Source organism: Phreatobacter sp. (assembly GCF_052440005.1).
Lineage (GTDB): Bacteria > Pseudomonadota > Alphaproteobacteria > Rhizobiales > Phreatobacteraceae > Phreatobacter.
In genome coordinates this window covers 21,404-31,597 of the sequence record NZ_JBQVQL010000057.1, presented here as the reverse complement: position 1 = coordinate 31,597, position 10,194 = coordinate 21,404, and the positions used below count along the sequence as shown (strand labels likewise).

Below are 10,194 nucleotides of genomic sequence, written 5' to 3'. Positions count from 1 at the left end.
CGCGGTGGGCGGCGAGCGCGGCGGCGAGCGCGTCGAGGCCTTCGCCGGTCGTGGAGGAGACCAGCACGACCGGCGCGACCCAGGCGCCGGCGTCGCGGGCCACGAGGGTCAAGGCGCCCTCCACGTCCGCCTTGGCGCGCTGGGCGGGTGCGCCCATGTCCGCCTTGGTGACGACGATGACGTCCGGCAGTTCCATGACACCGGCCTTCATGAACTGCAGGCTGTCGCCCGAGCCCGGCTGGATGCAGAGGACCACCGTATCGGCCACCATCGCGACGTCGGCTTCCGACTGGCCGATGCCGACGCTCTCGACCAGCACCCGGTCGAAGACGGCGCGCATGACGACCATGGCGGCGACCGTCTGGTCGGAGAGGCCGCCGAGCCGGTCGCGCGCCGCCATGGAGCGGACGAAGACGCCGCGGTCGGCGGGATCGGTGGCGATGCGGGCGCGGTCGCCGAGGAGGGCCCCGCCGGTACGCCGCGAGGAGGGATCGACGGCGATGACGCCGACGGTCTCGCCGGCCCTGCGCCAGGCGGTGACGAGGGCGTTGGTCAGTGTCGACTTGCCGACTCCGGGCGGTCCGGTGAGCCCGAGGGTTGCGCCGCGCGCCTCGGCGCAGGCGGCGTCGAGGAAGCGGGCGAGCGCCTCGCTGCCGGCCCGGGTCTCGATGGCGGCGAGAGCGGCGGCGAGCCCGCGCTTTCCACCGGTGCGAACCGCCTCGACGGATGCGGGAACCATGGCCTCAGCCGAGCAGGGAGACGGTGGCGAGGTGGAGGAGGGCGGCGGCGAAGAACCCGCCGAAGCGCCAGGGCATCGGCAGGGGCCCCTCGGCGCGGCCCTGCATGGACAGGACGTTGATGGCGACGTCGCAGACGAGCGCGACACCGAGCAGCCACATCAGCCCCGGCACCGTCTGCCCGAGGGCCGGATGGGCCTTGAACAGGACGGCGAAGGCGACGCCCGCCGCCAGCATGACGGCGACGAAGACGAGGCCGGCGAGCGGCAGTTTGGGGCGGGTCACGTCGGTCATCTGGCGCGTCGGGTCTCCTGGATGCCGGCCGAGCCTCGCACGGAAGGCCGCGCCCCGCCAACCGGGGCGCGGAACCGACTCAGGCCTGTCCCGCCGCCGCCTTGCCGAGGGCCGCCTGCGCCGCCGCGAGACGGGCGATGGGCACGCGGAAGGGCGAGCAGGAGACGTAGTCGAGGCCGACCATCTCGCAGAAGTGGATCGAGGCGGGGTCGCCGCCATGCTCGCCGCAGATGCCGAGCTTGATGTCGGGGCGGGTCTTGCGGCCGCGCTCGGCGGCGATCTGGACGAGCTCGCCGACGCCCTCCTGGTCGAGGGAGACGAAGGGATCGACCTCGATGATGCCCTTGGCGAGGTAGGGGTTGAGGAAGCTCGCGGCGTCGTCGCGCGAGATGCCGAAGGTCGTCTGGGTGAGGTCGTTGGTGCCGAAGGAGAAGAACTCGGCGCTCTCGGCGATCTTGCCGGCCTGAAGCGCGGCGCGCGGCAGTTCGATCATGGTGCCAACGATGTAGTCGAGGCTGGCGCCCGTCTCCTTGATGACCGCCTCGGCCATGGCGACGATGCGCGCCTTGACGAGGTCGAGCTCGGCCTTGGTGGCGACCAGCGGCACCATGACCTCGGGAACGACGGGCTTGCCGCTCTTGCGGCCGGCCTCGACCGCGGCCTCGAAGATGGCGCGGGCCTGCATCTCGGCGATCTCGGGATAGGCGACGGCCAGGCGGCAGCCGCGGAAGCCGAGCATCGGGTTGAACTCGTGCAGCTCCTCGGCGCGCGCCTTCAGCTTCTTCGGATCGGCCCCCATGGCGGCGGCGACCTCGGCGATCTCGGCCTCGGTGTGGGGGAGGAACTCGTGCAGCGGCGGGTCGAGCAGGCGGATGGTGACGGGCAGGCCCGCCATGATCTCGAACAGCTCGACGAAGTCGGAGCGCTGCATCGGCAGCAGCTTGGCGAGCGCCGCGCGGCGGCCCTTCTCGTCGTCGGCGAGGATCATCTCGCGCATGGCGACGATGCGCTCCTCGTCGAAGAACATGTGCTCGGTGCGGCAGAGGCCGATGCCCTCGGCGCCGAACTCCACCGCGACGCGGGCGTCGGCGGGGGTCTCGGCGTTGGTGCGCACCTTCAGGCGGCGGACCTTGTCGGCCCAGCTCATGAGGGTGGCGAACTCGCCGGAGAGCTCGGGCTGGAGCATGGCCACCTCGCCGAGCAGGACCTGGCCGGTGGAGCCGTCGATGGTGATGACGTCGCCCTTCTTCAGCACCTTGCCGGCGATGGACATGGTCTGCGCGGCATAGTCGACGCGCAACGAGCCGGCGCCGGAGACGCAGGGCTTGCCCATGCCGCGGGCGACCACGGCCGCGTGGCTGGTCATGCCGCCGCGGGTGGTGAGGATGCCCTCGGCGGCGTGCATGCCGAGGATGTCCACGGGGCTCGTCTCGACGCGCACCAGGATGACCTTGTGGCCGCCGGCCTTCATGGCCTCGGCCTCGTCGGAATTGAAGACGATCTCGCCCTGGGCGGCGCCAGGGGAGGCCGGCAGGCCGGTGGCGAGCACGCGGCGCTCGGCCTTGGGGTCGATGGTGGGGTGGAGGAGCTGGTCGAGGGAGCCCGGCTCGACGCGCGAGACGGCCTCCTCCCGCGTCAGCACGCCCTCGTTCGCCAGTTCCACGGCGATGCGCAGGCTCGCCTTCGCGGTGCGCTTGCCGTTGCGCGTCTGCAGCATCCAGAGCTTGCCGCGCTCGACGGTGAACTCGAGATCCTGCATGTCGCGGTAGTGCTTCTCCAGCGTCGCCGCGACGGCGATGAACTGCCCGTAGACCTCGGGCAGGGCGGTCTCCATGGAGGGCTTGTCGGAGCCGGCGGCGATGCGGGCGACCTCGGTGATGTTCTGCGGCGTGCGGATGCCGGCGACCACGTCCTCGCCCTGGGCGTTGATGAGGAACTCGCCGTAGAGCTCCTTCGCGCCGGTGGAGGGATTGCGGGTGAAGGCGACGCCGGTGGCGGAGGTCTCGCCCATGTTGCCGAAGACCATGGCCTGGACGTTCACCGCGGTGCCCCAGCTCTCGGGGATGGCGTGCAGGCGGCGATAGGTGATGGCACGCTGGTTCATCCAGGACGAGAAGACGGCGCCCACCGCGCCCCAGAGCTGCTCGCGCGGGTCCTGCGGGAAGGGAGCGCCGGTCTCCTCCTCGACGCGCCGCTTATACTCGCCGACGAGGTGCTTCCAGTCGTCGGCGGAGAGGTCGGTGTCGAGGGTGAGGCCCTTGCGCTCCTTGTAGACCTCGAGGAGGTCCTCGAAATTGTGGTGGTCCACGTCGAGCACGACGTTGGAGAACATCTGGATGAAGCGGCGATAGCTGTCATAGGCGAAGCGCTCGTCGCCCGAGCCCTTGCCGAGGGCGGCGACGGTGACGTCGTTGAGGCCGAGATTGAGGATCGTGTCCATCATGCCCGGCATGGAGGCGCGGGCGCCGGAGCGGACCGAGACGAGCAGCGGATTCTCGGCGTCGCCGAAGAGCTTGCCGGTGAGGACGCCGATCTGGGCGAGGCCGGCCTCGACCTGGTCCCTGAGCTCGGCCGGATAGGAGCGGCCGTTGGCGTAGTACCAGGTGCAGACCTCGGTGGTGATGGTGAAGCCGGGGGGCACGGGCAGGCCCATGTTGGACATCTCGGCGAGGTTCGCGCCCTTGCCGCCGAGCAGGTCGCGCATGCTCGACTGTCCCTCAGCCTTGCCGTCGCCGAAGGTGAAGACCCATTGCGTCATGGTCGAATTCCCGGACTTGTCATGCGCTGCACCGACGCCGGACGGGGCCGATTGCTGCGGCGCGTTTCTTTAGGCGCTTTCGGCGTGCCATTTCAACCGCGCCTCCTCCATCCGCCCGCTGCGACATTGATGACGCTGCGATGAAGGCTGGATGAATGCAGTGCGGCACGATTATACTGCGACGCAAGAGGATTGTTCCCCCGCCGTGATCAGCGTCATCATTCCCACCCTCAACGACGAGCGCCGGCTGGTGCCGACACTGGCCTCCCTGGTCTCGGGCGCGGCGGACGGGATCGTCATCGAGGCGGTGATCGCCGACGGGGGATCGGAGGACGGGACGGAGGCTGTGGCGGACGTCGCGGGATGCCGGTTCCTGCGTGGGCCCGCCGATCCCGGCAGCCGGCTCGCCGCGGCGGCCGGCGGGGCGAAGGCGCCCTGGCTGATGTTCATCCGCCCCGGGGTGGTGCTGGACGAGGGCTGGATCCGCGACGTCCACGGCTTTCTCGACCAGGTGACGCGCCGCCAGGAGGCGCACCGCCGTGCGGCCGCCTTCACCCTCGGCGTCGACGACTACGGCCTCGCGGCCAAGGCGCAGCTGGCTCTGACGCGCGCCAGGTTCCTGCTCGGCGGCGGTGCCGATCCGCATCAGGGCCTGCTGCTGTCGCGGGACCACTACAGGGCGCTCGGCGGCCACAGGCCCGGTCCGGACAGCGAAAGCGCCCTCGCCCGCCGGCTTGGCCGCCGGCGGACGCTGACGCTGCGCAGCCGGGCAACACAGGTCGCCCGGTAGCAACCTGGATCACGCGGGCAGGCGCCCGGCGTATTCCTCCTTGAGCCGCTGCCAGCCCGACCAGAAGGTCTCGCGCGGCTCTCCCGTGAGGCGGCTTGCCAGCACGTCGAGATGCATGTGCCAGCCGGCCGAGACGTTGAGCATGGACGTGCGGTCGACGAGGCGTCGGTGGGTGACGGTGAGCAGAACCGCGTCGCCCCGGGGCTCAAGGTCGAAGGCGACGGAGCCGCCTTCCGTCCCCCAGGAGATGACCAGGCGGCGCGGCGGATCGATCTCCAGGATACGGCCCGCCATGCGGTGCTCTTCCGGGAAACCCTCGGGGCGGCGGCCCGGCGGTTCGTCGAGCTCACCATTGCGCCAGACCAGCTCGAAGGACGCCCCTGCCGTCGTTTCCATCGCCCCGGCGGCCAGCCATTTGCGCCGGAGCTCGCCGTCGACGAGGTAGGACCAGACGCGGTCCGCGGAGCCCGGCAGCAGCCGCCTGATGGTCAGGGTGGCGGGCTCTGTGAGGGCGCCGTAGCGGTCGAGGGTCGCGATGTCGGTCATGTCTCATCTCCTGTCGGTGGGGTGGAAGAGCGTCGGGCATCGTCCTCGCGCAGCAGGCGCTCCAGGACGTCGAGGCGGCCGGTCCAGAACCTCTCGTAGAAGCCGAGCCATTCATGGGCGGCGGCGAGGGGCCCGGGGACCAGGCGGCACCAGTGGGTGCGCCCGCGAACCTCGCGGGCGACGAGACCGGCATCCTCGAGCGCCCTGACGTGCTTGGAGGCCGCGGCGAGCGACATGGCGAAGGGTGCAGCGAGCTGGCCGATGGTCATTTCGCCGTCCGCGAGTGTGCGGAGCATGCTGCGGCGGGTGCCGTCGCCGAGGGCGCGGAAGACGGTGTCGAGAGGGACGGCGCGTTGTTCAACCATGTGGTTTAATATCTGCCGTCGACCGCCGATTGTCAACCACAAGGTTTAATATCTTATCGCGCCGTCGGCCGCGCCCTCCGCGCTTAACGTTTACGTGACGTTATCGAAGTGGCGGCATTGTCGTACCCCTCAGCCGGCAGCGCGAGCCCCCATGCTTCCCTCGCTCGAAAATCCCGTCGAACAGGTCCTCGCCGCGGTGGAGCAGTTGCCTCCGGCGGCACAACAGGCGCTGGTGACCGGCATTCTCGGCCAGTTCGGTCCGGACAGGCCGCGGCCCTCTCCGAAGGCCCAGGAGCGGCTCGACCGGATCGTCGCCCACCTGCTGCCGCCCATGCCGATCGACCGGCGTGTCTACTTCGCCCGCGCCTTCGGTGCCCTCGACCTCGACCTGCCGCGCACCTTCGCGGCCATCGACAAGGACGAGGAACTGGTAGCGGAAATTTCGCTCGGCCATGCTACCCCCGAGCCCTCGACCATCCTCAACCTGGGCAAGCAGCGGCGCTACGTCGACACGCGCATCATGGCCGACCGGGAAGACCTCAGCGGGGAGGCCGCGGAGGCCCTGGCCGAGGTGGGCGATGCCCGTACCGTGCGGATCCTCGCCGAGAACCGGTTCGTGACGCTTTCGCCGAAAGCCGTTTCGCGGATGGTGACGCGCGCCTCGCACGATCCGCAGCTGCAGCAGCAATTGTGCAACCGGGCGGAACTTGGCCCCGAGGAGGCACTGCGCCTCGCCCTCGTCGTGCCGGACAATCTCAAGGCCGTGCTCTTCGAGCGGCTGGACCGGGACGCCGTGCAGGAGGCGCAGAAGCTCGCCTCGGAGGCGATCATCGCCAAGGTGCGGCGCATCCGGTTGCTCAAGGACGTCACCGAGAGCGCCGATGACGTGCGCCGGGATCTCAGGGACGGAACCAAGTCGCTGGCCGAGGCGCTGATGCTGCTGGCGGCGACGGACCAGGTGATCCCGGCCCTCGAGATTCTCGGGGTGACGCTCGGCATCGAGCGGGAAGCGCTGATCACCGCGCTGGCGCGCGGCCGCATCGAGCCCTTCGAGGCCATGGCCCGCGCCGTGGCGCTGGACGAGAACGTCTTCGTCTCCCTGGTGGGATCGTTCTGCCGCCGCTGGCGCCGGGCGGCGCCCGATCCGCGCGGGCTGCTGCGCCGCTACAGGATGCTGACGGAAAAGGAAATCGACGCGGAACTGGCGCTGCTGCGCGGCCAGGGCGCCAAGCGGGCGCCCGGTGCGCGACCGCCGGCGGAACCCGTCGCGGTCCCCGTGGCGATCGGCTGATCCACGGCCATTGACGCGGGCCCTGGCGGCTGCCACAGCCCGCATTATGACAGCCACACGCCTCCTCCTGATCGCCGCCGGACTGATGGGCGCCACCGGCGTCGCCTTCGCGGCGCTCGCCAGCCACCGCTATGCCGGGACGAGCCTGTCGGTCGCCGCGACCATGCTGTCGCTGCATGCGCCGGCGGTGATCGCCGTGGCGATTGGCCGGAAGGGGGCCTTTCTCGCCGACCTGCCGGCGCGCGTCGCCGCCTGGGGCCTCGTCGTCGGAACCGCGCTGTTCAGCGGCGACCTCGCCGTGCGCACCTTCGCCGGCACGGCGCCGTTTCCCATGGCGGCGCCCGTGGGCGGCATGGTGATGATCGCCGCCTGGCTCGGCGTGGCGCTCGCGGGTGCCATCGGCGGCCGGCGCGAGGGCTGAGGCAGCGCGGCGCCTGCACGGAAGCTGCGCGCCGCTGCCGCTGTTTTGTGCAGAAGGGCGGTGCTAGCGTGCTTCCCTCTTCGGCAGGCAGGTCCCCCGTGCAGCAGACGTCCCACGACCGCTACCATTCCCCCGCCGCCGACATCGACGGCCGCGCCGCATGGCTGCGCCTCGCCGTCGCCCTCGCCCTGGGCACCATCGGCGGCGTCGGCATGTGGTCCGTCGTCGTGGTGATGCCGGCCGTGCAGGCCGATTTCGGGGTCGGGCGCGGCGAGGCCTCCCTGCCCTATACGCTGGCCATGCTCGGGTTTGCCGGCGGCGGCGTCCTCATGGGCCGGATCTCCGACCGGTTCGGCATCATGGCGCCGGTGATCGGCGGCAGCCTGCTGCTCGGCACCGGCTATGCGCTGGCCGCCGCCGCGCCCTCCATCCTCGTCTTCGCGCTGGCCCACGGCCTGCTCATCGGGCTCGGCTCGGCGGCCGTGTTCGGCCCCCTCCTCGCCCATGTCTCGTTCTGGTTCGACCGGCGGCGTGGCATCGCGGTCGCCATCGCCGCCTCCGGCAACTACCTCGCCGGCGCCATCTGGCCGCAGATCGTCCGGTTCAGCCTCGACAGCCTGGGATGGCGGACGACGCATCTCGTCATCGCCGTCTCGGTCGTCGTGCTGATGGTGCCGCTCGCGCTGCTGCTGCGCCGGCGGCCGCCGGTGGCAGAGGTCGGCGCGGCCGCCCTCGCCCGCTCGGCCAGCCCGGCGGCGCTCGGGCTCTCGCCCAACATGCTCACCGTGCTCCTCGCCATCGCCGGCATCGCCTGTTGCGTCGCCATGTCGATGCCGCAGGTCCACATCGTCGCCTATTGCGCCGACCTCGGCTACGGCGTGGCGCGGGGCTCGGAGATGCTGTCGCTGATGCTGGCCTTCGGCATCATCAGCCGCGTCGCCTCGGGCTTCGTCGCCGACCGGATCGGGGGGCTGGCGACGCTGCTCCTCGGGTCGACCCTGCAGGGCCTCGCCCTCGTCCTGTTCCTCACCTCCGACGCGCTGACGCCGCTCTACATTTTCTCGATCCTGTTCGGACTGTTCCAGGGCGGAATCGTGCCGAGCTACGCCATCATCGTGCGCGAGTACTTTGCGCCGGGCGAGGCCGGTACGCGCGTCGGGATTGCGCTGATGGCAACGCTGCTCGGCATGGCCTTCGGCGGCTGGATCTCCGGCGTCATCTACGACATCACCCGCTCCTACCAGGCCGCCTTCGTCAACGGCATCCTGTGGAACCTCGTGAACCTCGCCATCGTTGGATGGCTTCTGATGCGACGGGAGCGGCTGGCGAAGGCCTGATCGCTCTCGACGCCGGCGCGCCGAGGCCGCATCCTGCGCGCACGGCCGTTCCGAGGGGGATTTCATGAGCGACAAGACCCGCATCGCGCTCGACGTCCGCGACGTCGAGCAGCTGTTCTCGACCTTCGATCCCTCGCCTTTCCACGACTTCAGCCTCAACGCCACCGCCGCCCAGTACATTGCCTCCCAGGCCTGGTACGCGCCGCGCCGGCACCGCTTCGTCATCGCCCTCAGCATCCGCGGCAAGCCGGCCACGGCGCGGGACGCGGCCAAGCTGCAGGAGGTGGTGCGCATGCACTTCACGCGGCTCGCCGCCAGCGAGCAGCAGAACCTCCGCCAGTTGATCCGCACAGGCGTGATCTCGCTCGCCATCGGCCTGTGCGTGCTGGCCTTCTGCACGGCGCTGTCGCGGGTCGTCGACAACTCGTCCCTGCCGGACGGCTGGCGCGAAGGGCTTCGCGACGGCATCTCGGTGTTCGGCTGGGTGGCGAACTGGCGGCCGGCGCAGATCCTGTTCTACGACTGGTGGCCCGTCCGGCGGACGCGCAACCTCTATCGGCGCCTGCAGGATGCGACGGTGGAATCGGGGAAGCCGGGGACGCGCACGGTGGCGTCCGACGAGGTGGCGCCCATCGACACCATGCCGATCGCGGCCGACCGCATCTGAGCGATCAGTTCGCCCCGGTCAGGCGGATCGCCGCCGGGCCCATGATGACGACGAAGAGGCAGGGCAGGAAGAAGACGATCATCGGCACGGTGAGCTTCGGCGGCAGCGACGCCGCCTTCTTCTCGGCCTCGGACATGCGCATGTCGCGGTTTTCCTGCGCCATGACGCGGAGCGTGTTGGCGAGCGGTGTGCCGTAGCGCTCGGCCTGGATGAGCGCCATCGTCACCGCACGGACGCCGTCGAGGTCCGTGCGCTTGGCGAGGTTCTCGTAGGCCATGCGGCGGTCCTGCAGATAGCTCAGCTCGGCCGTCGTCAGGGTCAGTTCCTCGGCGAGCGCGATCGACTGCGTGCCGACCTCCAGGCTCACGCGCTTGAAGGCCATTTCGATCGACATGCCGCTCTCGACGCAGATGAGCAGCAGGTCGAGGGAGTCGGGAAAGGCGCGGCGGATCGAGGTCTTGCGATGCTCGATCTTGTTCTTGAGGTAGAGCATCGGCAGCTGCAGGCCGATATAGGCGGCGAACAGCGACAGCAGGACGCGGACGATGGCCGGCTGTCCGAGATCGTTGACGCCGAAGAGGTAGACCAGCGCCGCCAGCACGGTGATGATCGGCACGATGAGCCGGAACAGCAGGAAGACGATATAGGGCGCCTGGCCGCGGTAGCCCGCCTGGACGAGCTTGTCGCGCGCCTCCTCCTGCGCCAGGTGCTTGCCGAGCTGCAGCCCGTCGACGATGAACTTCACCCACGCCTTGGTCGTACGCCGGACGGCGATGCGCTCGCCGCTGGCCAGCCGCGCCCGCTCGCGCTCGCGGATCTTGTTGCGCTCGACCGAGACGGCCTTCATGCGGCGGCCGAGATTGTCGCCCGCCAGCAGCGGCATGGCGAAGGTGAGGACCGTGGCGCAGACCGCGACGGCGATCAGCAGCTGGATGATGAAGTCCCGGTCGTGGAGCTTCTCGATGACGAGCTTCAGCATGGTGTCCGT

General features: G+C 70.3%; 11 protein-coding genes. 5 read left to right on the top strand and 6 right to left on the bottom strand.

What is annotated here, in order from left to right; genetic code table 11:
• The 3 genes from ACT6XY_RS14645 to ppdK all read right to left on the bottom strand — a co-directional run.
• Positions 1 to 739: ArgK/MeaB family GTPase (locus ACT6XY_RS14645; RefSeq protein ID WP_444749062.1), on the bottom strand; the 739-nt coding region annotated here is incomplete at its 3' end.
• Between the two features lie 4 nt (positions 740 to 743).
• Positions 744 to 1,031, bottom strand: a complete 288-nt coding sequence (locus ACT6XY_RS14640) for a hypothetical protein (protein WP_444749061.1) — start codon at positions 1,029 to 1,031, stop codon at positions 744 to 746.
• Positions 1,032 to 1,110: 79 nt separating this feature from the next.
• Positions 1,111 to 3,789, bottom strand: a complete 2,679-nt coding sequence (gene ppdK / locus ACT6XY_RS14635; protein WP_444749060.1) for a pyruvate, phosphate dikinase — start codon at positions 3,787 to 3,789, stop codon at positions 1,111 to 1,113.
• A gap of 205 nt (positions 3,790 to 3,994) precedes the next feature.
• On the opposite strand from ppdK, the gene ACT6XY_RS14630 reads away from it, so the two are divergent.
• Complete coding sequence (locus tag ACT6XY_RS14630; RefSeq protein WP_444749059.1) at positions 3,995 to 4,579, top strand: glycosyltransferase; 585 nt, start codon at positions 3,995 to 3,997, stop codon at positions 4,577 to 4,579.
• A gap of 9 nt (positions 4,580 to 4,588) precedes the next feature.
• On the opposite strand, the gene ACT6XY_RS14625 is transcribed toward ACT6XY_RS14630, so the two are convergent.
• Both ACT6XY_RS14625 and ACT6XY_RS14620 read right to left on the bottom strand, forming a co-directional pair.
• The gene (locus ACT6XY_RS14625; protein ID WP_444749058.1) at positions 4,589 to 5,125 is read right to left on the bottom strand and encodes an SRPBCC family protein; all 537 of its coding nucleotides are present in this window, start codon (positions 5,123 to 5,125) and stop codon (positions 4,589 to 4,591) included.
• The gene (locus ACT6XY_RS14620) at positions 5,122 to 5,490 is read right to left on the bottom strand and encodes an ArsR/SmtB family transcription factor (protein WP_444749057.1); all 369 of its coding nucleotides are present in this window, start codon (positions 5,488 to 5,490) and stop codon (positions 5,122 to 5,124) included. The genes ACT6XY_RS14625 and ACT6XY_RS14620 overlap by 4 nt, the downstream gene beginning before the upstream one ends.
• A 151-nt stretch (positions 5,491 to 5,641) precedes the next feature.
• Between ACT6XY_RS14620 and ACT6XY_RS14615 the strand changes: the two genes are divergently transcribed.
• From ACT6XY_RS14615 to ACT6XY_RS14600, 4 genes are all read left to right on the top strand, one after another.
• Positions 5,642 to 6,781, top strand: a complete 1,140-nt coding sequence (locus ACT6XY_RS14615) for a DUF2336 domain-containing protein (protein WP_444749056.1) — start codon at positions 5,642 to 5,644, stop codon at positions 6,779 to 6,781.
• A gap of 46 nt (positions 6,782 to 6,827) precedes the next feature.
• The gene (locus tag ACT6XY_RS14610) at positions 6,828 to 7,202 is read left to right on the top strand and encodes a DUF423 domain-containing protein (protein WP_444749055.1); all 375 of its coding nucleotides are present in this window, start codon (positions 6,828 to 6,830) and stop codon (positions 7,200 to 7,202) included.
• A 98-nt stretch (positions 7,203 to 7,300) separates the two neighbouring features.
• A complete protein-coding gene (locus tag ACT6XY_RS14605) occupies positions 7,301 to 8,539 on the top strand; it encodes an MFS transporter (RefSeq protein WP_444749054.1) in 1,239 nt (412 codons plus the stop codon).
• A gap of 64 nt (positions 8,540 to 8,603) precedes the next feature.
• The gene (locus ACT6XY_RS14600; protein WP_444749053.1) at positions 8,604 to 9,206 is read left to right on the top strand and encodes a hypothetical protein; all 603 of its coding nucleotides are present in this window, start codon (positions 8,604 to 8,606) and stop codon (positions 9,204 to 9,206) included.
• Between the two features lie 4 nt (positions 9,207 to 9,210).
• Here ACT6XY_RS14600 and ACT6XY_RS14595 read toward each other — a convergent pair whose 3' ends face one another.
• Positions 9,211 to 10,185, bottom strand: coding sequence for a type II secretion system F family protein (locus tag ACT6XY_RS14595; RefSeq protein WP_444749052.1), 975 nt, complete (start codon positions 10,183 to 10,185; stop codon positions 9,211 to 9,213).
• Positions 10,186 to 10,194 lie beyond the last annotated feature (9 nt).

What these genes read in the sequence shown, in the direction of transcription:
- ACT6XY_RS14640 (WP_444749061.1), bottom strand. Translation starts at nt 1,031, where the DNA reads ATGACCGACGTGACCCGCCCCAAACTGCCGCTCGCCGGCCTCGTCTTC.
- ppdK (WP_444749060.1), bottom strand. Translation starts at nt 3,789, where the DNA reads ATGACGCAATGGGTCTTCACCTTCGGCGACGGCAAGGCTGAGGGACAG.
- ACT6XY_RS14625 (WP_444749058.1), bottom strand. Translation starts at nt 5,125, where the DNA reads ATGACCGACATCGCGACCCTCGACCGCTACGGCGCCCTCACAGAGCCC.
- ACT6XY_RS14620 (WP_444749057.1), bottom strand. Translation starts at nt 5,490, where the DNA reads ATGGTTGAACAACGCGCCGTCCCTCTCGACACCGTCTTCCGCGCCCTC.
- ACT6XY_RS14615 (WP_444749056.1), top strand. Translation starts at nt 5,642, where the DNA reads ATGCTTCCCTCGCTCGAAAATCCCGTCGAACAGGTCCTCGCCGCGGTG.
- ACT6XY_RS14610 (WP_444749055.1), top strand. Translation starts at nt 6,828, where the DNA reads ATGACAGCCACACGCCTCCTCCTGATCGCCGCCGGACTGATGGGCGCC.
- ACT6XY_RS14600 (WP_444749053.1), top strand. Translation starts at nt 8,604, where the DNA reads ATGAGCGACAAGACCCGCATCGCGCTCGACGTCCGCGACGTCGAGCAG.
- ACT6XY_RS14595 (WP_444749052.1), bottom strand. Translation starts at nt 10,185, where the DNA reads ATGCTGAAGCTCGTCATCGAGAAGCTCCACGACCGGGACTTCATCATC.